Origin of the sequence: Paraglaciecola sp., from assembly GCF_039943935.1 — a bacterium.
Classification (GTDB): Bacteria; Pseudomonadota; Gammaproteobacteria; order Enterobacterales; family Alteromonadaceae; genus Paraglaciecola.
In genome coordinates this window covers 280075-303217 of the sequence record NZ_JBDUZQ010000023.1, presented here as the reverse complement: position 1 = coordinate 303217, position 23143 = coordinate 280075, and the positions used below count along the sequence as shown (strand labels likewise).

Genomic DNA, 23143 nt, shown 5'->3' with positions numbered 1-23143 from the left:
TTTATATGCATTCGAATACAAGTTCTGGGTCTGAGCCAACTATTGGTATGTGGATGTACCAAAACAGTGGTGGCAATGAAATTCAAAGGCAAATCATTGACCTTTTGAGTCAAAAAAACATAAAGACTATTCCTAGCTTAGATTTAGTTAATGCATCGGCTCATGGCGGGGAAATTGTTTGCAATGGAATTTGCATGGAAGAATTATCAGCTTTCTTTTCATACAATGCTGGGGGGCAAACAGCCTATCAAGTATACTTATACAATGCCTTAAGCCGTTCAGTCCCAACGATTAATAACTACCAAGCTTTCGCCCTCACAGAAGACAAATTTCTTACTGCTCACATGTTAAACAGAGCTGGCATTCGCACCGCAGACTACCGTTTAATTAATCATATAGACATTCAGTTATTAAAAAACACAGTTCGTGAATGGCAAGGCCACGTTGTCTATAAACCTACCGATGGATGGGGTGGAAATGGTATAGTAAAAATAGAGGACGAGCGCTCACTAGATATTCTCATTCCTTTTCTCAACAGAATGGATATGAAACATTTCTATTTAGAAAAATTTATCAATTATGACAAAACAGATTACCGCATAGATGTGGTCGACGGCGAATTTGTGGGTTGTTACGGACGAAGCGCCCCAGAAGATGACTGGAAAACAAATGTGACAAGTGGCGGCTCTGTCATATTACGTCAACCTGACGACGCTATTATTGAGTTGGCGATAAAAGCAGCAAAAGTTACAGGCTTAGAAATAGCTGGCGTTGACCTTTTATATGACCTAGACACAGAAGAGTATGTCGTACTTGAAGTAAACGGTATTCCAGCATTCGCTACACCAGAACAAGAAAAATTAGGATTAGATTTTAATGCCCTTAAAATCGAAAAAATTGTTAATTTAATCGACAAAATTGTAGAAGAGAAACAGTAATGAAAAAGAATGCAAAAGCACCATTGCCTAAAATAGGTCTGCTGTATTTAGATCATGTTTTGAGATTTTTTGACAAGTCAAATTTCAAAGGCTGGCCAGACAAAATAGATATAGTCACTTATCACTGGCGGAAGGATAAGCAGCGTTTTATTAATGAAGTAAAACGAAAAAAGATAGACATATTAATTGGTAATATTCCAGCAACTGCTTACGAAACCTTTAGAGAAATTAGTAATGCATTGCCTAATGTACAATTTGTACCCTCACTCGATACTCAGTTTTCAAACAAATCAAAAGAAAATGTGACACTATTTTGTGAGAAATACGACATCCCTATTCCAAAAACTCGCATATTTTACGAAAAACAAGAAGCTGACGATTTTTTAAAACAAACTAATTTTCCAAAAATAATCAAGAAGTCCTATGGTCCATCAAATTATGGTGGCTACTTTGTACATAAAGTAGATAGTTACAAAGAGGCCAGCAGCTTACTTGATGAGAAAAAGTACTACCCCGTTTATTTACAAGACTTCTTGCCTATGGCAGCAGACATTCGCGTTATGCTTATTGGTCACAAGCCAGTATGTGCCTTTTGGCGTCGCCCACCGGAAGGAGAATGGTTAACCAATACCAGTCAAGGCGGCTCAATGGATTACCAAGATGTTCCTCAAGAAGTATTAGACTTATCGGTTAAGGTATCTAAAGCGGCAAAAGCCGAATATTGGGCTTGCGATGTAGCGGTGGGTGTAGACGGTAAGTACAGAATTCTAGAGTGTGCAACAGCCTTTGCAGCATTTCCTTACATTAGGGATTGGATTGGCCAATACCTGATGTGGAAGTTTTCTAATGGTCAGTTCAAGCTTCCCTATATTCCATTATTTAATTGGGAAGAGTTGAGCAAAATGAGTTCCAATGTTTTGCGTACAATGCGACACATAACCTTTGGAAAACAAGTCATGCCAAGCTGTGATGGCGGAGAATTATTCACTCAAATCAGTGATGACAACTACCCAATATTAGCAACCACAGCCATGGCTGATGAAGAGTGGCCAAGTGATATTTGGAACCGCCAAGACAATTATTTAAAAAACAAAGGGAATACAACGGCCAAAGTTTCACCACCTCAAGAAACAGGAACCTTGGACGCATCTGAAGCCGCGACTATAAAAATAACCGACGAAGCAGAAGAATCGCCAGAGATAGTAGAAAATGAGCAAAATGTAGAAACTGTTGAGTTTAGTGCTGAGGCATTCTCCGAATTTTTTGGTAGTATTAAGGGCTTTGGTAAACAACAGGTTTCACTAATATTTGAAACATTAGATTTACCAACGATTCACCAAGCACTGCAAAGTGATGGTGAAGAATTTTACAGAGTAAAAAATATTGGTGAGAAGAAAGTAATCAGCATATTAGAAACATGGCAAGAATACATTCACTCATCACCTCAATAATTATGGAACTAGTATTGGCGCATTAATTTGCGCCTATGAAGTTAATGAGGCCTGTCGGCCAAGCATTGCTCAATAATAGTTAAGAGAAAAGATGAAAAAACAGTATTTTTCGTATAAAGAAACTATGGCATTTTTAGGCGATGCAGCACGGGATTACCCAGACTTGATAAAAGTTCAAAGCATCGGTAATACATGGGAAGGACGCCCAATTATGTTGGCGACCATTAGTCTTGACGTACACAATGCCGACAAGAAACCTGCGCTACTATATACAGGTACTATTCACGCTCGAGAATGGATAGGCATTGAACTAGCCAATAGCTTTATTAAATATATAATTGATAACTATCAGTTTAACCCTAAGTTACAAGATGCTTTAACCAGAAATACCCTTTATATAGTGCCCTGTTTAAACCCTGATGGTTTTGAATATTCCCGCACCCACTTTTCATTTTGGCGTAAAAATCGCCGAAATAACGGCGACGGTACCTATGGCGTAGATCTTAATCGTAATTTTGGTGTGAGGTTTAAAGAACGAAGCGACCCATCATCCAACATTTATGGTGGCCCAAGTGCGTTTTCAGAGCCAGAAACCCAAGCTATAAGAGATTTTGTAGCAGATCATAGCAATATTACAGTTTCTCTAGATTACCACTCCCAAGGGAATGTGTTTTTCCCCGCACATAAATTTGATCACGAAGCTGAAATCGACACCACAGATCTAAATACCCTTTGTGCCAACATGGCATTTGAAATTGAAAAAGTAACCGGCAGGAAATACGGAATTCATAGAGGGAAGCCCCCCACAAACCTAATCAATGGCAGTGGCCGCGAGTATTATTACAGTAAGGGCATATTAGCCACTGTTGTAGAAGTGGGTACCAAAAATATTCCAGACTATATGGAAAACATGTCTGAGAGTGTAAACGAAAACATACCAGCCTTGGTTCATGCCCTTCGCTCTGCAGTAAATTACTCAGCCCTCGCACCCAGTAGACCTCATAACTTCAATATGTCTGAAGTAACCGAGAATAGTATTATGCTCGAGTGGGAATACACAGAAGATGCAAATGTGTATTTTGAAATCTATCGAAATACTCATCATAAAAGCCCTTGTACTGATGATAATTTAGTCGGTATCACTAAATCTTTGAGCTTTAGCGACATTCAGCTTAAAAGTGGGCAATTGTATTTTTATAAAATTCGTAGTGTTTCCTTAAAGACCAAAATAAAAGGCCCATACGCTCCTGAAGTAAAAATTCGAACTTTATTGGCCCACGAGCAATTTAGTAAGACCTTGTTTCCGCCAGCCAACCAAATTGGTTACGTAGGGCAGTATACCCAAGAAAAAAACCATGAACACTTTGGATTAAACTCGCTGTTTATTGGTGTAAATAAATCTCGCGGGGCCTGTTATGGGGTAATCGAATTTTCTCTTGATAGGTTACCCGACGACGCAGAAATTAAAGAAGCATGTTTCTCCTTGTATCCAATGAACCGAGTCAGTGCCAAATTAGAAGGCTATGGTGAATGGGGGATCTCATTCTTAGACGCGTCCAGTGTGCCTAATATTCGTGATTATAACGACATTGCTAACGCGACTGTCATTCATTCTGGGCAAACAATAGAATCTGACAGAGTAACACAGGGAGTGTGGAGTGATTGGCCTTTAAACGGTAAAGAGCGCGCTATTCTGCAAGAACAGTTAAAAACTGGGAAAGTATTGATGCGTATCGACGGACCAACCACTTTACCCAATGGCGCAGACTCTCAAATGATGCAGTTTGACATTGGTTATGGCCGCTTTGGTTCAGGTATACATTACCGCCCTAACCTTGAAATTATCTATACCCGTCAAGCAAATAAAGTTGAGATATCGCCAACTAGTATCAATACCATAATGGCTGAAGGTAATGTAACCGGAAAATTACAAACTGGATACGACAAAGATGGCAACAAAATATACGGCCAACTTGCGTTTGCTATGCATTCAATGCCAGATCCTAAACGAACAGTGATTACCAATGCCTACTTACAGTTATCTAATCACAATTCTCTTGGCCCTAAAAAAGATATTCGATTTACAGTTGAATTGGCTGATTTTGAAGAACTCAGTTTCGAGAGTATGAAACAAAGGGAAAGTATTCAATATATTGGTTATGAAGTCAGCAATGCAGAACTTCGCAATAAAAAGACCCATTATTTTGACTTTGATAGTTATAGCCGAGGTGAGTTAGAGAACCTCTATCAAGACAATAAACAAGGTTTCTTTTTAATTCGAGCAACTTCAGGCTTTAGAGATGGCCAAGATGAATTAGTTGAATGGGTAAATAGTCCTAGTGAAAACTTACAACCTAAATTAGTAGTAGAGTATATTGAGCGCAAGAAAACGCCGCTAGAGTCACCTACGAACATTCGTACCAAAATTGAAAACAACAAAGTTAAAATCCTTTGGGATAACCCTAAAGATCCTGATTTTGTAGGCTCATTTGTAGTGAGAAACTGTTTTCATCCGCCGCGTTCACCTTTTGACGGAGTAAAGTTATACGGTGGGCCAGATGAATACACCTACGATAGCTTTGGTAACCCTAACAAACCTAAATATTATGCTGTATTTAGTTATGATAACGTACCAAACTTTTCTCAACCAAGTTGCGTTCACTTTACTGTGGATCAAACCATCCCTGTAATAGAAATAGATCCTGAAGACGTTGAAAGCCAACAAGGTGATGACTTAGAGAGCTATTTAGACAGCTAAAAGTTTCGCTCTCCTTCCTTCTTTAACAAAACCATCATGATTGAAGAAGGAAGGTTTACCTTATTGGGTATGTCACTTAAGTGATTAAAAATTCCCTACTTTTTGTTTTAACCTAGCGAAGCCATGTACCAAACTGTTTTGAACTTTATCTAGGTCAATACCTTTAATTTCGCCGTTGCTTAATACCATTTCTCCATTAACCAGAGCAGTTTTGACAGACACAGGCTCACCAGCAATAACAGGAGATAGTGTTTGGCTATGGTTTCCCCAATAACGATAATGGCTCATATCAAACAAGACTATATCTGCCGCTTTACCGACCTTTATTTCACCAATCGCATCTAACCCTAAAAGCTTTGCCGCATTTTGACTCCCCCACTTCACTATTTGCTCTGCACTGGTAGCCTCGGGCCCATGAATACTTCTATGTAACAACCAAGCTAAGTTTAGCTCTTGGATCATAGAGGCGTTTTCAGCAGACGCCGAGCCATCCACGCCCAATGTGATATTCATTCCAGAGTTTTCCATGGCAATCACAGGCGCTATACCGCTGCCAAGGCGACAATTAGAAGTAGGACAATGACTGATACTAGTGCCAGTTCTAGCTAACAAATTAATATCTTGCGTAGAGGCCTTTACCAAATGCGCAAACCATACATCTTTGCCCAGCCATTCACACTCTTCAGCATATTGCACCGCTGATTTACCATATAAAGTGCGTGACTGCTGCTCATCAAAATCCACTTCTAGTAAGTGAGAATGCATTTTTAAACTATTGCTTCTAGCATATGCCGCCAGTACTTTTAAATCTTCAGGTTGAGTACTGTGAATTAAACTAGTAGGAGCAACCACTAAACGCCTCATTGCGTTGGCACCTACTTGATGATAGCGAGACCGAGTATCATCAAGACGGCTCACCATTTTCGTTACGGTTTCAGGTTGAATAGACCCTCCTTGTAATCCCTTATGGCTCCCAATAGATGTTGCTCCCCCACGGCATAGTACCAAGCGCATACCAATATCACTGGCCGCTTGCCAAAGTGCATCTTCAATTTCAGGGCTAACAGATGCGTGATATAAATAATGATGGTCACAACAGGTTGTAGCACCAGAGCGTAACAACTCGGCCAGCCCCAATGTTGCCGCGTCGTACATAAGTTGCGCATCTATATGTGGCCAAAACCTGTATGGTACAGCAGCTAACCAATCCCCCAAACGGGTATTTAACCCCGCAGGAATTCCTTTAAGCACACTTTGAGCTAAATGATGATGAGTGTTTATTAGGCCAGGATAGGCAATACAATTAGTTGCATTAATAAGGGTCTCATTTTTCCGTGCCACTAACCCTTGCCCTATTTCACTAATAAAGCCCTGGCTTATACGTATATCTGACGCGATATCATGTGATTGCAATTGAAGCTTATCTGCAGGTCTTACAGAGGAAAGCGCCACAATCCCAGCCGCATTTTTAATAAGGTAATTCAAAAAATATTCCTTGGGGTTTACCGCTAACGACTAGTTACATATTAACGACTAAATTGTATCAAGCTAAAAATCTGACTATATCGAATATCGGCAAAGAGGCAAAGTGCATTCGTAATCACAAAACTAATGATTACTTTTGGGGCGAAGTGCCCTAATTGCACAAAGGTAATGCACCAATGAAAGTCAAATCATCATCAATAACCTGTAAACATAACGATTTAAGTAAACATAGTATTTGGCACACTACCTGCTATAAACCTCATGATAATGATTTCCCTAAATGGGTCATTTTATGTAGTGAAATCATTTCATAAACTTTGAGTAGAAGCTGTCAGGTGACAAATATGGGTGTGTATACATCTTTATTACGCTAGGACATTGCTCGCAACGTTTAGTTAGTGTGATTTAACTGACTGGGGTGTGAGTATGTTGAATAAAATAATTTATAACTCTCATTGTTTACCCTCCGTGAAATCATTTTTTATCATCAGACATATAACAGTCATGGCTCTGTCTTTTCTTAGTTTGTAATGAGGTCAACAATGAAAAAAGTGCATTTTCCCCGCGTTATTTTAGCTTTATGTTTTTTCTGTGCTACTTCTCATGGAGCAAAAATGGATGAAGTCACCTTTCAACTAGATTGGTTACCAGGTGGCGATAAAGCGCCACTATACGTTGCCATTGGCAAAGGTTTTTTCAAAGAACAAAATATAAAAGTTAAAATTTCACACGGTAAAGGTTCATCAGACTCACTGACTAAATTAGGTGTTGGTATCGCAGACTTAGGTTACGCTGATCTATCTTCTTTACTTGCTGCAAAAGCTAGAGAGCCGTTAGCAGTTTCAGCAATAATGAGTGTGTTTAGTAAAGCGCCCCACGCATTTTTCTCTTTAAAAGACTCCGGTATTGGCTCAGTTGCAGATGTTAAAGGAAAACGAGTCGCTACCTCAGCTTTTAGCTCATCTGTGGTTTTTTTACCTCTGCTACTAAATTTAAATAACATACCTGAAGATAGTATCCGCATCATGAAAGTAGACGCTGGCGCCTTGGGGCCTATGTTGGCTACGGGTAATACCGATGTAATTATTTCGTGGATGACCGATACAGTAAAGTATCAATCACAAGTGGCCACTGTTGGTAAAGAGCTTCATGTAATGCCCTGGTATGACGCTGGTTTAGAGTTTTATTCCACTGTGATTGTAGGTACTGATAAGTTTCTAAACGCTAAACCAGACGTCGCTAAACGTTTTTTAATTGCCTTTCAAAAAGCCATAGAGTACACCTGGGCTTACCCCCAAGAATCAGCTGACATTGTGCATAAATTGGTGCCTGAAGTTGATACTCAAATCGCCTTAGACACTATAATTAATATACGTAGTCTAGTGTATAACGATGCAAGTGACGCCCATGGTTTAGGTATTATTAACTCACAACGATTGGCAACATCTTGGTCTTACGTAGCTCAATCTCAGGGTTTTGCGTTAGACGCCATAGAGCCTGAAACGGCTATTAATCGCAGTTTTATGGATGCAATGGCTCCAATCGGGATACATGGTGAAGGGACAACAGAAGAATTTGAAGTAGAGAATAAATAAACATGCTTCCCCACGTTACTTTTAAAGATGTTGGCCATACTTACGAGACAGAGGCCGGAAAGCCAGTTTGTGCCTTAGAAAATATAAATTTTACAATCAAACAAGGAGAGTTTGTAGCAGTATTAGGCCCTTCTGGGTGCGGAAAGTCCACATTACTTAGATTATTATCTGGTTTATTTACAGCAACAAAAGGGCAGGTTTCTATCTACGACTACCCCGTTTCTGGGCCACAGTCCAACACTGGTATAGTGTTTCAAAAGCCAACCCTCCTGCCATGGAAAAACGTACTACAAAACACATTATTCCCTATTCAATATAAACAAGGCCGTGTATCTCGTAAAGATAAAGAGTCTGCATTAGCCATGTTAGATATGGTGGGCTTAACAGAATTTTCTGAGCATTTGCCAGATCAACTATCGGGTGGAATGCAACAAAGAGTTGGCATTGCTCGCGCACTACTAATGGATCCAGAAATCCTAATAATGGATGAGCCTTTTTCAGCCTTAGATGCCTTGACTAGGGAACAAATGGGGTTTGAGTTATTAGATATTTGGAGACAAAAGCCCAAAACAGTACTCTTTATTACTCATTCAATATCCGAAGCAGTTTTATTAGCCGACAAAGTGTTAGTGTTGAGCCCAAGGCCTGCGCAAATAATTGAAGATTTAACCATTAACTTACCTAGGCCTAGAACGTTAAATACCATTAGCACCTCAAGATTTAGCGCTTACACTGACCATATTCGTCAGTTAATTTATCATCCAAACGCCAATGTTCAATCTTCTTATTCGGGTGAGAATGATGATTAAACACAAAGTCAACTTATCCATTAGTAAATTTCTTCCTGTAGTTACGTTACTCGCTCTCATACCAATCTGGGAAGTTACCGTTAGAATATTTGATGTTCCAAATTTTCTTTTACCTGCACCGTCAGTAATTTACCGTGCATTTATGGACGTCGAGTTTTCTCGTTGGGGCATACATTTATGGGCAACGTTAAGGGTTGCTATACTGGGATTTTGTTTATCATTATTCATTAGCTTGCCACTGGCTATATTCATGGTTAAGTCTAAGTTTCTCACTAAAACTTTATATCCGATTTTGGTTGTCATTCAATCGACTCCTGTTGTTGCTATCGCTCCGTTATTAGTGGTCATAATGGGGGCTGGTGAAGCCCCAAGACTGGCCATTACTTGTCTAATTACCTTCTTCCCTTTGGTGGTATCTGCAACTACAGGCATGATGTCAACACCTCAAGAGTTGATAGAGTTATCGAAATCTCTAAAAGCATCTGCAATAAAAGAGGTGTGGCATATTCGCTTACCTTATGCTGTACCTCATATATTTAGTGGTATGAAAGTCGCTATAACCTTAGCGATCATCGGGGCAGTGGTGGCTGAATTTGTCGCAGCTGAACAAGGGCTAGGTTACTTTGTACAATTTTCTACTTCATATTTTAAAATCCCCCAAGCTTTTGCAGCCCTGCTACTTTTATCTACATTAAGCTTGTTATTATTTAAAACAGTTCAGTTGATTCAATATTTGTTTTTTCGTTGGAGCTTACCGAAAGACAGATTCTGACACTAAATATATTGGTTTATAACCAATATATTTTATCAGCCATTTTCACGCCATGATAAATGGCAACCAGAGTAGAAGCGCTGGTAAGGTCAGCATTGCTCTTATTACATAAACTTAAGAGAGTAAAAATGAAAAAAACAGAAACAAAGCAATCTAATTACGAGCTTCAAGAATTACAGCTAGAAGCTGCATTTAGCCAAGTAAAGTCTGATATGCAAGAAGTCAGCATTCCTAAAATTGATTTAACTGAGTTTGAAAATCGTTTTGAAGATATAGCTAATCAATTATGGGATGCAGCTACTGAAGTAGGATTTTTTCAACTAGTGAATCACGGCCTACCACACTCTAGTATCACCCAAGGGTTTGCTGAATCTAAAGCTTTTTTTGACCTACCAAAACCGATTAAGAGCCAATATCCACTAAAAAATGGAACCAATGCGGGTTGGGAATATATGGAACAAGTGCGCCCTTCTACAGGTGTTGCCGACCAAAAAGAATCATATCAAGTCACCCTCCCACGTATGCAGGGATTATGGCCTACCACTGATCAAATGGCGACCTTCCAAAATAATATTACCGCCCTAGAACATCAATCTTGGGAACTAGGAATGAGGGTTTTACAATGCTTTGCTTACAAGCTTGGATTTGAAAGAGATTTTTTTAGAAACGCCCACGACCGCAGTCAACCAGATTATCAAAGTACCTTAAGATTATTACATTACTTACCAATACCCGAAAACACTGAATTACCTGAAAATACATGGCGTGCCGGTGCGCACACAGACTATGACTGCTTGACTATGGTATTTCAAAAGAAGGGACAAGCAGGATTGCAAGTATGTGCGGGAAAAGATGCTTCAACCCATCAATCATGGTGTGAAGTAGAAGCTTTGGATGATGTGATCACTTGTAACATAGGAGACATGTTAATGCGCTGGAGTGACGACCAGCTCAAATCAACACTACATCGAGTAAGAATGCCAAATAAAGGAGAATATAAAACTCCACGTTATAGTATGGCTTTTTTCTGTCAAGCCAACAAAAATATCATAATTCAAGGCCCTAAAAAAACCTACCCTCCCATAAGTGCAGAAGAGTATTTAAAAATGCGAATTGCTGCAAACTTTAGTGATTAAAGTTTCAAAACAATTAGTATCAACAAAAAACAACAACTATCGCGAGTTAAAACACCACGCGATTGCCAACAAACAATTTGCCGTTGTATCGACTAGCATTACGACGGTTACTTTGCTCACTGATTACAGCGTTGAATACTGCTCTGCTCTAATTAAACCGACCACTTTAATAATGGATTATAATCCAATTATTGAGGTGTAAAATGACAAAAATAGCAAACTGAAGCTATACAGCTAAATATAAAAAAGAAGCCGTGGCATTAATTATTGACCAAGGCTACAGCGTATCTAAAGCGGTGGCTTCTCTGAGTATCACTGATAAATTACTTTATAATTGGAAAGCCAAGTTCGAAGTAGAGCAGCTGCATTTATATCGAAAAGCCAAAGTTTTGTTCGAGCAAAGCAGAAATAGTTTAGGTTACCGATGTGATGGATTTACATTCTCGTCGCATTGTGGGGTGGCATATTGATTAACGCATGACGACTGAGTTGGTGAGTAAAGCCATGATAAAAGCCAACAACCTATGTCAACCATCAAAAAGGTTGGTCTTTTACTCCGATAGAGGCTCACAATATAACAGTAAACAATATTGGGATTTATTGAATAGCTATAGCATGAGAGCGAGCATGGGTTATGTAGGGCGTGTTAAGGCAATGCTGTTGTTGAAAGATTCTTTGGCAGTTTAAAACACGATTGGCTATTGAAAATACCGAAACTAACTCGTGAGCACATGAAAAATGATGTGACAGCGTACATGCGCTATTACAATTTAGAGCGGCTTCATACAACTAATGGTGATCTGTTACCAGTAGAGTATGGGAAAATTCATTAAGAAAAGTGTCCTGAATTACTTGTACAGAACAAAATGCCTTAGAGCCTATCGCTGGTAAAGGCGCGTTAACAGTGTTCTTTTTTGGTACCCTTGCCGCAGGTTTATCTTCTGTATTCCCATGTATGTTAATTGCCCCTCTTTTAATTGAGGATTACCGCTCGGGCAGACTTGATACTCAATCCAAACAATTCCGTATTATTACTGGTATTGCAGCCATTGTTGCCCTTACCATTCCTGTGGTGGTCTTTAACCCAGTAAAAGGTCAAATATTGACACAAGTGTTTAACGTATTTGTTTTGCCTTTAGTTATTTTGGGTATTATTTTACTAATAAATAAAAAAGAAATCATGGCTAAACACACAGCAGGTTATTTACTCAACTTTGTATTGGGATTAGCATTTCTTTTCTCCGTTATCATTTCGTATAATGGTGTACTCGCCCTTATTGGACAATAAAAAAGGAAATTAAATGATCCTGATCGTATGTGGTGTTTCAGGTACTGGAAAATCAACTATAGGGAGTCAATTAGCAAAAAAGCTTGAACTACCTTTTTATGATGGAGATGATTTTCATCCTGAAAGTAACGTTCAAAAAATGCAAAGTGGTACCCCTTTAAATGATAAAGACAGGCAACCTTGGCTAGCGTCTCTAGCTAAGCATATTGCTTCATGGGAAATTGACGGAGGAGCCGTGTTAGCATGTTCTGCTCTAAAGGAGAGTTACCGAAAAATTTTGGCTTCATCCACAAATACACAAGTAAACTGGATTATGCTAAATGGATCCCGTGAGTTATTGATAGAACGCTTAGATTCTCGTAGTGGACACTTCTTTGACTCTAGCCTATTAGACTCACAACTCAATACTTTAGAATTACCAGAATATGGATGGTTAATTGATATAAAAGGAACCCCAGAAGAGATAGTGAATACGGTTTCAGCACGCTTACAAGATATATAATCTTTCGGCTAAGCGCTAAAAACACCACTAGCTTTATTTACCCCCTACAAATTAACTGCAATATAAATAGACAGAGTATTAATAATGAATTTCAATAAAAACCTAATTGCGTATACAGTGGCAGGCTTAAGTTCAATAGCGCTTGTTAGTTGTAACTCTAGCGAAGATATTTCAAAACATACAAAATTACCAGCTGAGAAATTTGATTTAACTCACTGGAAGATTACTGTTCCAACAGACATAAACAATGATGGCAAGGTAGATGCAGTTAGCACACAAGCGATCCAAACCTATCAACACTCAGACTACTTTTATTTAGATTCCAATGAAAATTTGGTATTCACTACACCTAATAAAGCCTTCACTACTCCTAATTCTTCTAATACTCGTAGTGAGTTACATCAAGTAGTTGCAGGATTAAAAGACAAAGGCGATAAATACGACAACAATTTTACCATTCGAGCCAATAAAGACGCTGATAAATATGGGCAAATTGGCGGTAACTTACAAGCAACACTACAAGTAAATCACGTCGCTAAGCGAGCTAAGTACATTGAAAAAGCACCGGCTTATTCAGTAGTAGTTGGACAAATCCATGCAACAAAAGACAAAGACTTTGTGGCAGAAGGTGAAGGATACGGATATGGTAATGAGCCATTAAAAATATACTTCAAAAAATGGCCAGGCCACAAATATGGCTCTGTGTTTTGGAACTATGAGCGTAATTTAGAAAAAGAGAACCCAGATAGAAAAGACATCAGTTACCCTGTTTGGGGAAACTCTTGGTTAGATAGCAGTGCACCAGGTGAAAAAGGCATCGCTTTAGATGAAACATTCAGTTATGAAGTAAATGTATATGAAAACATCATGTATTTAACCTTCACAACAGAACGCCACGGCACAGTGAACTATTCCATAAACTTAGCTGACAATGTTGATGCCTATGGTAACGTTGATGAGCTTGATCATCCAAATGGTTACACTGGGGATGGTAATTTCTTTAAGGCAGGAGCTTATGATCAGTGTAGTATTAAAGACGCACCAGGATTTTGGTACCCTGCGTGTTTAGGTACGGGTAACTGGGAAACGGATAAAGCAAATGGAGATTATGCCCAAGTAACGTTTATGAAATTAACAGTTGGTGCAGCGACCGCACCGAAAGAATAATTGATAAGTAAAATCTTTTACAAAAAGGGGAATGGCGATGCCACTTCCCTTTTTCGTTTCTAAAGTAAAGCCACTCTATTAGTTGAAATAACCTTAAGTATTACCTGGATAACATTCTAAAATAGACATACCTGAATCAGATTGATATTCAAAAGCCGTAATACCTGCAGGGCAAAAAAAACGCTCCCATTGTTGTAACTCTATTACGTCTTCGCCAATTCTGACTGAACCTGAGCCGTTTGTCACAATACCGAAAAAGAAAGTCTCCTCTTTTCGCTCAAAACTGCCATTAACTGATGCTCTTCTTACCGTAAAACATGGCGTCTTATCTGAACCAATTAGTTCTTCTAAACTGTTACCACTGCCATCTGAACTCAAGAGAGTTGGCTCGCAACGGAACTCAGCATCAGTTTTTTCTGGTGTAACAGGATCAAAGTTAAACACGTCTAATGCGGTTTCAATGCCTCTATCCATAAACCTTGCTTTTTCTGGTATCTCGTAACCACAACGTTCAAATTCAAAACGTACGGCTAAATCAGAAGGCTCCATGATTTCTAACATTAATATCCCCTCCCCTAATGCATGGGGTCTGCCGCCCGGTAATAGAAATACATCACCAGGCTTCACAGGAATACGATCAAAACAACTTTCGATAGAATCTATATCTTGCGTCTCAATCCACTCTTTAAGTTTTTCGCGACTGGGCGGTCGCTGAAAGCCAGCATAAATATAAGGGTCGCTTATGTCTTCTCGGGTTTCTAAAATAACATACGCTTCTGTTTTACCCCTAGGTAAGCCTAAACGTTCTTTAGCAAATTCTCTGGTTGGGTGAGCTTGAAAATGTAAACGAGTGGAGCTATCTAGATATTTGACCAAAGGAATATCATCCAATGAACGTACCTCTGAACCACTTTTTCCTAAGAAGTATTCTTGATTATTTTTAAGAAGCTCACGAAAAGGAATAGACTCGCCATCTTCACCTACAACCATGGCTAGCCCTTCAGATATATGCTCTCTACCAACATTGCGCGCTTCAACTGTAGAGCCAATCCAATCTTCAGGGAAGCTAGAGTCGACAGGCAGATCCTTTCCTTCGATGGCATCTAATAATTTACCACCTTGATAGGTACGCCAGACACGGTTAGCACCAAATTTAATAATTTTACTCATAGACACGGCTCCCATTTATTTTACGGCTTTACTTTTTTAGTAAGGACCCGATTATAGAAATGATTAAAACTCGTACAGTATTGTAAGAGCTCTAATAAAATTGTGTGTATTACAGTGTCTGTAATATAGAAACAATTCCGTTGTAACTCATGTAACTCATGTAACTCATCACCAAAGCAAACACAAAGATTAGAGATAACGACACATTTACTAGAGGTGAAAACTTGTGGACACCCATTAACCCTTTTTTATTACCTATGTAAAAAATACAAGCAACGGTAGCGGGTAAAACCAACGCACCAAACGCTTGAGAGCCAACCATAACAGCAATTGGCTTAGCATTAAATATTGGTACAATTAATCCTAAACATGAAATTATTAGGGCCATTACGCGGTAACTTGGACGTTTCAAATTAGGTTTACGTTCATGAAAATCATCTAATAACCATGGCAGTAAAGCCACATTAGGAAACTGCGAAGATACCCCTGCAGCTATTAATCCTATTGTGAAAATAGCCACTGCTGAAGCGCCTGCCAATGGTTCTAACAAGTTAATCATCTGAGTTACATTTTGTAACGTAATACCCTTAACATATAAGGACCCAGCTGCTGCTGCCATTATAGAGGTGCTGACAATAAACATTAAAAATGCCGAAAACAGTGCATCTCTATTTTGAGCTTTTAAGTCAGATAGAGTCCAACCTGCTTCTTTAACTAATATAGTTCGCAAAATAAATAAACCAGAAAAAACAGTGGTACCAACCATAGAAGCAATAACTAAAAATGAACTTTTGTTAGCACTCGCATCAGGAACGTTTGGTACCATACCTTTTAGAATTTCAATTGCTGGCGGCATAAGAATGAAAAAGTTAATCAAAAAGCATAACGCCATAACGGCAACAAATAGAGCTAGTACCTTTTCAAACACTTCTGTTTTACCGATTAAGAAAATGATGTACACGAACCCTATAAAAAACAAAGCAAAATAAAAGGGGCTAATACCGCCATTAATAAAGGTTTTAGACCATTCATAACAAACATCAGCCAAAATCCCCATTACCCCTATCACACTGCCACATATCTGAGTTGTAAGCGCCACTATAAAGAACAAACTTACGGCAGGATGAATATGTCTTTTAAAAGACTGAAGCGCTGTTAACCCTGTGACTAATGTAAACTTTCCAAATAAAGAAATTAAAAAGTACGTAATGGCACAAGACAAAAATATCGTCCAAAGTAGTGACATACCGTAATCAGCACCAGCTTTAGCCATTGATGTAACGCTACCTGTGCCAACAGTAAAGCCGAACAAAAAGATGCCCGGTAAAAGCGATTTAAAAAACGTTTTTAGATTTGTCATTATTAAAGGTTCCAGCAATGTGGACAAACTGAGCAATCATTAATTGGCCCTAACCTCTTTTATCAAAACGATTTAGGACAAGATAAAATGATGTGAAAGTTGTTAATTATTTGTATCTATTATTATAAATAACTACTTAATAAGCAAAGAATTTCAATGCGAGCTCACAAGACCATTTTAACTACTAACTTGTAAGCTAGACACATTAACAATTACATGGCAGACAAAGCCCGAATAACACCACGCACTTCCGCTAGTCCTTTCATACGACCTATTCCCGAGTAACCAGGATTTACAGTTTTGCCAATGTCTCCCATCATTTGATGTCCATGATCAGGACGGATATAAATGTCTAACATGTCTGAGCCTTGAGTTGCTCTTCTTGATTCTTCGTTCAGCAACTCTTTAACCACAGCTATCATATCAATGTCACTATCAAGATGACTGGCTTCATAAAATGAACGCTGCTCTTCAGGATCACGACTTACGCCACGTAAATGGGAAAAGTGAATTCTAGGACCAAACTGTTTCGCCATAACAGGTAAATTATTATCTGGGCGGCTGCTATATGTACCTACACATAATGTGATCCCATTTGATGGACTAGGTAAAGCTTCAAATAAGATATCTAAATCATCTGCGGTACAAATTATTCTGGGTAAGCCCAACATATCTCTAGGTGGATCATCTGGGTGTATTGCGAGTTTCACTCCACTTGCTTCTGCACGTGGCAATACTTTTGATAAAAAAGAGAAAAGGTTAGCTCTTAAGGCATGACTGTCCATATCTTTATAACTTGCTAACATATCGCGGAAGTCTTCTATTCCGTACGCGTCTGTCATTTTGCCTGGTAAGCCAGCAATAATATTATTAGTAAGCTGGATGCGCTCTGCTTCAGACATACCATCATATACTTCTTTTGCTTCAATTATTTCAGCTTCACTGTATTCGGCTTCAGCACTTTCTCTTTTAAGAATATATAGATCGAACGCTGCAAACTTTTTCTGGTCAAAACGCAGTGCATATGCCCCAGTTGGCAGCATATGTTGAAGGTCAGTACGGGTCCAATCAATTACTGGCATAAAGTTGTAACAGATGGTTTTGATACCACACATAGCAAGGTTTTCCATCGATAAAATCCAATTATCTATGTACTTCTCATGACCCGGGCGGGCTAATTTAATATCTTCGTGAACAGGGATACTTTCAACCACACTCCAGATTAAAGGTGTTAAGCCCACCTCACAATCTTCAATTAGAGCCTTGTGTTCACGAATAGCGTCTATGGTCCATACATCGCCGGTCGCAATACCATGCAGTGCACTGACTACATCTGTTGCGCCTGTTTGACGTATTTCATCAATTGTTACTGGGTCGTTAGGACCAAACCATCTCCAAGATTCACGCATAATTGTTTCTCTATTTTAATTATTAATAAAAGTAGTTATTGTTTGTTCAACATCTGTTGCAACAATATCACTGCAGAATTGCTTCACTGAAGCCATAAAAGAACTATTGTTAAAAAATTTAAATTTTTGAGCACCGGCTAAAGATAAAAAATCTTCTATATTGCCTAAGGCAGGCATCAGAGCACAGTTAGTAAACTGCTCTTTAAGCGGGTCGTTTAGGTCACCTTCTAATATTGTTTTTTGAATAAAACACACCCAAGCAGCAATGCATAAAGCTAAATATGAGGAATCCCCATTAGCCATCAAGGCGTTATCTATACTTGGAAACCAACGTTGTTGAATTTTCTGAGAGCTATCCGTACCCACCTGTAATACAGCGTAGGGAAGATTGCTATTACGAAAACGCTCCAATACTTGGTCAATATATACTTCGCTATTAACCGACTTTGGAACAGGTGTAACTGGCATGACATTTAATTTTAAAGTGTTCTCAACAAATCTAGCTATAGCTGGTCGTTGTAAAACTTGGTGCACATATTGGTCACCAGCTAAATACCCTATAGATGCTAACATCGAGTGCCCTGCATTTAAAAACCTAAGTTTTACCTGTTCAAAAGGTGTGATGTCTTCAACAAACAACGCGCCTACTTTATCAAAAGACGGTCGAACACCAGCAAAACGATCTTCAATTATCCATTGACTAAATGGCTCTGCAGCCACTGGCGCAGCATCTATTAAGTTAAGTTTCGCAGCCACTTTCTCTTTCAGTTTTTGGTCTGTGGCTGGAGTGACTCTATCTACCATAGATGAAATAAAAGCGACATTTTCAGCAAGCCAAATTAGCGTATCAGGGCTATGACGCGCTAATAACATCTTCACCCCGTTTTCCAAAGAAGTACCACCTGCTTGCATGTTATCACAGCATAATATGGTTAATGGACCAGCCCCAATGAGGCTTCTTTTAATACATGCAGCTGCCAAGTATCCATAAGTTGTTTTTGGAGATTCAATAGATTTAAGGTCATTCGCTATATCTTCATTATCAATATCTATTTCCCCACTATTCAAGTAATACCCTTTTTCGGTAATAGTGGTTGTAACTAATAAGGTTTGTTTTTCAGCCACAATATCTATCACCGCCTGCGGTTTCTCAGGGCCTACTAATATTTTTTGGATTACCCCAATGACTTGAAAACTCAAAGACCCACCTAACGTCGCCACTGTGTACAAGTAATCCTGAGGCACAAGATTATCTCTCATTGCAGATGAATGAAGGGATACACCCGTAATTCCCCACTTCGTTTCCCCCATATTTAAAAGAGAGTGGCAATATACGGCCTGGTGTGCGCGATGAAAATTCCCAGCACCAAAATGAACGATGCCAGAGGTGATTGATGCCAAATCGTAACTTGGAACGTCTACGTCGTTATTAATCTCAGATAACTTAAGTACGCTTAATTGTTCTTCTTTCATCCACTTCCTCTTGCATTGCTCAGCCTAAAGTGAGCAAGGTGAAAATTGTTATAAGCTAGCTCAGAGCCTCCTTGATTATTTAATTGGGCTTGTAAGCAATTAAATGAAGAATCATTCATACAACAAACAGAAATTCTAACTCAATCTTGTTTCACAAGAAATGAATTTTAACAAACCTTAAGATCCCCACTTAAATTCATGTTTATTTTTTAAGCAAGCGCAACCTAAAATGAACACTTTTAGTACAGAAATAATGACGAAACATTGCTAATGTAAAAATAATGTTTACCTATATGTACAACAATTACTCAACTTAAAAGTTATAAGATAAAATATATAAATTAACCTCTTGTTTACAAAATCAATTTCAAGAAAGTTCAAACAAAATAGCAAAACCCCCCAGGACATTGAAAAACAAGAAGTTTACAGCAATCAAACTAAATAGAAATAATATTGGTATGTCCAAAAATACCATATTGGTAAGACAGAATATGTTAAAAAACGTAATTTACAGGGGATTAGAGGTTGACCAATATTAATTTTCATGGATAATTTGTAACAGCTTTGTAATCCGCATGTGACAAAAGCGAACTCAATATGAATATTGTTATTATAAAGTTGAAACTAAAACCAACTATGCAATGTAAGTCTCCTACACTTAACTCTTACATTGCACAAGGAGACACACATGACACATAAATTATCGAAAATTACTTTAGCGATGTTATCAGCAACAGCTCTTTACATCCCATCCGTTGTTAATGCTCAAGAAACTACCGCAGAAGTAGAAGCATCTGACGATTATGAAGTTATTCAAGTTTCAGGAATTCGTAGCTCTTTAACAAGCGCTCTTTTAGAAAAACGTGAGTCAATCAATCTTATAGAAGTTATTGAAGCTGAAGATATTGGTAAACTTCCAGACCAAAATTTAGCAGAAGTACTTGAAAACGTAACAGGTATTCAAATTACAAGAACAGCTGGTGTCGGTACAGGTGTTCAAATTCGTGGTTCTAATTCAAATAATGTATTAATTAATGGTGTTCAAACTGTTGGTGCTGGTACAGGGCGTGGCGGTATCAGTTTTGAAGATGTTTCAGCTTCAATTATTGCTGGTGTTGAAGTTGCAAAAGCTTCTGACGCCAAAACCATTGAAGGTTCTGTCGGTGGTACAGTTAACTTACGTACAATTAGACCTTTAGAGCTAAGCGAACAATTAATTAACGTTCGTGTTCAAGGTGAAGACAGTAGCTTAACTACAGACGGTATCCAGCCTCGTTTTTCAGCTGTATATGGGAACAACTGGGACACGGATAGCGGGAAATTTGGTTTCGTATTCAGTGGTAGTTTAACTAAACAGGAATCATCTTCTTTCAGACCACGTGTTGACCGTGATGGTAGTCTAGTTGAAAACTGTGATGCCGTAGTAGTAAGAGATGGCGAAGTTGAAGATGTAGCTAGTCGTCCGGTGTGTCAAGACTTTGACTTCCTTGGCATTCAATTTTTAAACCAAGAATACGAAAACTTCGAATATGAAACCACTAACATATCAACTACTTTTGAATATGCTCCTAATGACAATATGAAGTTCTTCGTTGACCTTCTTTTAACTGACCAAGAGCGTCGTCAAGATAGTACTCGAGTTCAAGGTTCTGGTGTCAGCTCTGTACTTAATCAAAATTTACCTACTGAATTTGAAACGGTTAACTATGGCTCACTAGATGGTGTAGAGCTTGGCAGCATTCAGGCTGCAGTGCGCGGTACTATCGAACCAGATTTAGCAAAAGATGATGATGATCCTAACTTAAGGTTTAGTAGTGATACTGGTGCTCGCCTAACTGATACATCTTTAGTGCGTATTGGTGGTGAATGGCAAGGTGACAATTTATTTGCTAGCTTTGAAATTTCTTCAGCTAGTTCGGATACTACTAACCCCAATCTAAGTACTACATTAAATTTCATAAATCCTAATGCACCATTAGATGGACTTGACGATGATGGAAACATCACTTCAGATACAAGCAACGATAATGCGGTGCCTTTCATTTATGATTTAACAGGTGGTGCGTTAACGTTTGGTATAAACTTTGATTCTCCATTTGCTCCTACTGTAGCTGAATTATTAGACCCTAATAATGTAGTGCTAGACCAAGTAGATGTTGGACGTAATGAAACAAATAACTCACTAGACGCGTTACGTGCTGACTTCACTTATTATTTAGAGGAATCACCTGTAACTTCAGTGGACTTTGGATTTCGCGTAAGTAAACGAGACAGTACGTTTAATCAAATTACTGATAGAATTGGTGGCTTTAGCAAGATGGTTGATAGCCCAAGTGGCTCTTTGTTCTCTGAATTATTAGTAGAAGGCCCAAGCAACTTTGGCGATGCTGACGGTCGTGAACTAGCAATGCGAAACTTTATTATTATTGACCCTGATTTAGCGTTCAACAACCCAGATTTTGTTCTAGAAACATTAGAATCAGCGCTAATTGCACACGATTCGTCACCTGATTTATCATCTTTATCTCCTTCATCTTCAGCGTTTTTCAGTATCTCTGAAGAAACTCAGGCTCTTTATGCTCAAGCAAATTTCGAGTTTGATTATGTAGTAGGTAACATTGGTGTTAGGCATCTTAAAACTACTGTTGACTCAACAGGTAATACAATAACTGACGCTGGGGATACATTAACTACCATTTCAGGTGATTATAGTTTCACACTTCCCAAACTTAACCTTGTTGTAACTCCTCATGATGACGTTGTGCTTCGTTTAGGTTGGGGCCAAGATATTCGCCGCCCTGATTTTTCAGACTTAAATACATCAGTATCTTTCCCTGCTAACATTAATCAGTCAGTATCAATTGGTAACCCTGGTTTAGAGCCACAAGAAATCACTACTTTAGATATTTCTGCCGAGTGGTACTTCGCAGAAGCAGCAGTGGTTAGTATTGGTTATTTTGACAAAGAGATTGGTAACTTATTTGTGTCAACGCTAGACTCTGCTTTGAGAGATTCAAACGGATTCTTTACAACTACCGATACAACATGTGCTAGCGGTGGAATATACAACCCAGTAGCCGAGGGCGACGACTTCCTAGCTCCATTAGGTGTAACAGGTGCATGTGTTGACAAGCAAACACAAATAAATGACCCTGCAACCACTACTCAAACGGGTATTGAAATGGCTGTTCAATATGACTTATCTTCATTTGAAGATGATTTAGGTTGGGCATCTGGTTTTGGTTTCATGGCTAACTATACCATTCAAGAATATAAAGGCGGCTCTACTGTAAACTCTTCTGCAGGTCGTGGTACTGACATTTTCAATGCAATCAACGGCATTTATAATGATGCAGATTTTGAATCAGTTACAGCAGTGCAAGGGCTTTTAGACTTCTCAGAGAATGCATATAACGTTACTGCATACTATGAAAAGTTTGGTTTGTCTGCTCGTCTTCGTTACACATGGCGTGAGGCTTTCCGCACAGATGATACAGCTGGTGGTGCATCACGTAACTCAACGTTAGGCTTCCCAGTTTATACACATGACCGTGGCCAGCTTAATGCTAGTGTTAGCTATGATGTTAACGAGCAGCTAAATCTTGGTGTTGAAGCAGTTAACTTAAATAAAGCAGGCGTAACTCAATCTTGTGTAAATGAAGGTGCAATTCTTTGTTTCCAAGGTTTAGCAGACCGCCGTATTACATTTGGAGCTAGCTACCGCTTCTAAGGTGCAGCATACAATATTCACTATTTGTGAATAATTCAAAAGTACAAAACTAACCCCAGCTACTGCTGGGGTTAGCATTTTTATAGCACTAAATACGTTA

At 38.8% G+C, this 23143-nt stretch carries 16 protein-coding genes and 1 pseudogene; 12 read left to right on the top strand and 5 right to left on the bottom strand.

Annotated elements, in window-relative coordinates; genetic code table 11:
* The first annotated feature begins 5 nt into the window (after positions 1-5).
* The 3 genes from ABJD71_RS16155 to ABJD71_RS16145 all read left to right on the top strand — a co-directional run bounded on the left by ABJD71_RS16155 (position 6) and on the right by ABJD71_RS16145 (position 5147).
* Positions 6-938: a sugar-transfer associated ATP-grasp domain-containing protein gene (locus ABJD71_RS16155; RefSeq protein WP_348171743.1), complete on the top strand. Its 933-nt coding sequence runs from the start codon at positions 6-8 to the stop codon at positions 936-938.
* Positions 938-2389 carry a hypothetical protein gene (locus tag ABJD71_RS16150; protein ID WP_348171740.1) on the top strand — a complete coding sequence of 484 codons (1452 nt, stop codon included), beginning with the start codon at positions 938-940 and terminating at the stop codon, positions 2387-2389. Before ABJD71_RS16155 ends, ABJD71_RS16150 begins: the two co-directional genes overlap by 1 nt.
* A 91-nt stretch (positions 2390-2480) precedes the next feature.
* Positions 2481-5147 (top strand): M14 family zinc carboxypeptidase, encoded by a 2667-nt coding sequence (locus ABJD71_RS16145; RefSeq protein ID WP_348171737.1) that lies wholly within the window; start codon positions 2481-2483, stop codon positions 5145-5147.
* A gap of 84 nt (positions 5148-5231) precedes the next feature.
* On the opposite strand, the gene ABJD71_RS16140 is transcribed toward ABJD71_RS16145, so the two are convergent.
* Entirely contained in the window at positions 5232-6632 is a 1401-nt protein-coding gene (locus ABJD71_RS16140) for an amidohydrolase family protein (RefSeq protein ID WP_348171734.1), read from the bottom strand.
* A gap of 542 nt (positions 6633-7174) precedes the next feature.
* Between ABJD71_RS16140 and ABJD71_RS16135 the strand changes: the two genes are divergently transcribed.
* The 8 genes and pseudogenes from ABJD71_RS16135 (at position 7175) to ABJD71_RS16100 (ending at position 13901) form a co-directional block, all read left to right on the top strand.
* A complete protein-coding gene (locus ABJD71_RS16135; RefSeq protein ID WP_348171731.1) occupies positions 7175-8227 on the top strand; it encodes an ABC transporter substrate-binding protein in 1053 nt (350 codons plus the stop codon).
* A gap of 2 nt (positions 8228-8229) precedes the next feature.
* Positions 8230-9036, top strand: a complete 807-nt coding sequence (locus ABJD71_RS16130) for an ABC transporter ATP-binding protein (RefSeq protein ID WP_348171728.1) — start codon at positions 8230-8232, stop codon at positions 9034-9036.
* On the top strand, positions 9026-9808 hold the full coding sequence (locus tag ABJD71_RS16125) for an ABC transporter permease (protein ID WP_348171725.1): 783 nt from the start codon (positions 9026-9028) through the stop codon (positions 9806-9808). The genes ABJD71_RS16130 and ABJD71_RS16125 overlap by 11 nt, the downstream gene beginning before the upstream one ends.
* Positions 9809-9936: 128 nt before the next feature.
* Entirely contained in the window at positions 9937-10944 is a 1008-nt protein-coding gene (locus ABJD71_RS16120) for a 2OG-Fe(II) oxygenase family protein (protein ID WP_348171722.1), read from the top strand.
* Positions 10945-11198: 254 nt separating this feature from the next.
* A pseudogene (locus tag ABJD71_RS16115) lies at positions 11199-11791 on the top strand (DDE-type integrase/transposase/recombinase).
* Positions 11792-12232: a divalent metal cation transporter gene (locus ABJD71_RS16110; protein WP_348171960.1), complete on the top strand. Its 441-nt coding sequence runs from the start codon at positions 11792-11794 to the stop codon at positions 12230-12232.
* A gap of 13 nt (positions 12233-12245) precedes the next feature.
* On the top strand, positions 12246-12734 hold the full coding sequence (locus ABJD71_RS16105; RefSeq protein WP_348171719.1) for a gluconokinase: 489 nt from the start codon (positions 12246-12248) through the stop codon (positions 12732-12734).
* An 84-nt stretch (positions 12735-12818) separates the two neighbouring features.
* Positions 12819-13901, top strand: a complete 1083-nt coding sequence (locus ABJD71_RS16100; protein ID WP_348171716.1) for a polysaccharide lyase family 7 protein — start codon at positions 12819-12821, stop codon at positions 13899-13901.
* Between the two features lie 93 nt (positions 13902-13994).
* Here the strand turns inward: ABJD71_RS16100 and ABJD71_RS16095 are convergent, their stop codons facing one another.
* The 4 genes from ABJD71_RS16095 to ABJD71_RS16080 form a co-directional block, all read right to left on the bottom strand.
* Positions 13995-15071, bottom strand: coding sequence for a class I mannose-6-phosphate isomerase (locus ABJD71_RS16095; protein WP_348171713.1), 1077 nt, complete (start codon positions 15069-15071; stop codon positions 13995-13997).
* Positions 15072-15180: 109 nt separating this feature from the next.
* On the bottom strand, positions 15181-16431 hold the full coding sequence (locus tag ABJD71_RS16090) for an Nramp family divalent metal transporter (RefSeq protein WP_348171710.1): 1251 nt from the start codon (positions 16429-16431) through the stop codon (positions 15181-15183).
* A gap of 212 nt (positions 16432-16643) precedes the next feature.
* The gene (gene uxuA, locus ABJD71_RS16085; protein ID WP_348171707.1) at positions 16644-17840 is read right to left on the bottom strand and encodes a mannonate dehydratase; all 1197 of its coding nucleotides are present in this window, start codon (positions 17838-17840) and stop codon (positions 16644-16646) included.
* 15 nt (positions 17841-17855) lie between these two features.
* Complete coding sequence (locus ABJD71_RS16080; protein ID WP_348171704.1) at positions 17856-19313, bottom strand: mannitol dehydrogenase family protein; 1458 nt, start codon at positions 19311-19313, stop codon at positions 17856-17858.
* A 688-nt stretch (positions 19314-20001) separates the two neighbouring features.
* Between ABJD71_RS16080 and ABJD71_RS16075 the strand changes: the two genes are divergently transcribed.
* Positions 20002-23043: a TonB-dependent receptor gene (locus tag ABJD71_RS16075; protein ID WP_348171701.1), complete on the top strand. Its 3042-nt coding sequence runs from the start codon at positions 20002-20004 to the stop codon at positions 23041-23043.
* Positions 23044-23143 lie beyond the last annotated feature (100 nt).

Coding starts and splice junctions, on each gene's coding strand:
- ABJD71_RS16135 (WP_348171731.1), top strand. CDS start 7,175: ATGAAAAAAGTGCATTTTCCCCGCGTTATTTTAGCTTTATGTTTTTTC.
- ABJD71_RS16150 (WP_348171740.1), top strand. CDS start 938: ATGAAAAAGAATGCAAAAGCACCATTGCCTAAAATAGGTCTGCTGTAT.
- uxuA (WP_348171707.1), bottom strand. CDS start 17,840: ATGCGTGAATCTTGGAGATGGTTTGGTCCTAACGACCCAGTAACAATT.
- ABJD71_RS16090 (WP_348171710.1), bottom strand. CDS start 16,431: ATGACAAATCTAAAAACGTTTTTTAAATCGCTTTTACCGGGCATCTTT.
- ABJD71_RS16130 (WP_348171728.1), top strand. CDS start 8,230: ATGCTTCCCCACGTTACTTTTAAAGATGTTGGCCATACTTACGAGACA.
- ABJD71_RS16075 (WP_348171701.1), top strand. CDS start 20,002: ATGACACATAAATTATCGAAAATTACTTTAGCGATGTTATCAGCAACA.
- ABJD71_RS16105 (WP_348171719.1), top strand. CDS start 12,246: ATGATCCTGATCGTATGTGGTGTTTCAGGTACTGGAAAATCAACTATA.
- ABJD71_RS16125 (WP_348171725.1), top strand. CDS start 9,026: ATGATGATTAAACACAAAGTCAACTTATCCATTAGTAAATTTCTTCCT.
- ABJD71_RS16095 (WP_348171713.1), bottom strand. CDS start 15,071: ATGAGTAAAATTATTAAATTTGGTGCTAACCGTGTCTGGCGTACCTAT.
- ABJD71_RS16145 (WP_348171737.1), top strand. CDS start 2,481: ATGAAAAAACAGTATTTTTCGTATAAAGAAACTATGGCATTTTTAGGC.
- ABJD71_RS16120 (WP_348171722.1), top strand. CDS start 9,937: ATGAAAAAAACAGAAACAAAGCAATCTAATTACGAGCTTCAAGAATTA.
- ABJD71_RS16155 (WP_348171743.1), top strand. CDS start 6: ATGCATTCGAATACAAGTTCTGGGTCTGAGCCAACTATTGGTATGTGG.
- ABJD71_RS16100 (WP_348171716.1), top strand. CDS start 12,819: ATGAATTTCAATAAAAACCTAATTGCGTATACAGTGGCAGGCTTAAGT.
- ABJD71_RS16080 (WP_348171704.1), bottom strand. CDS start 19,313: ATGAAAGAAGAACAATTAAGCGTACTTAAGTTATCTGAGATTAATAAC.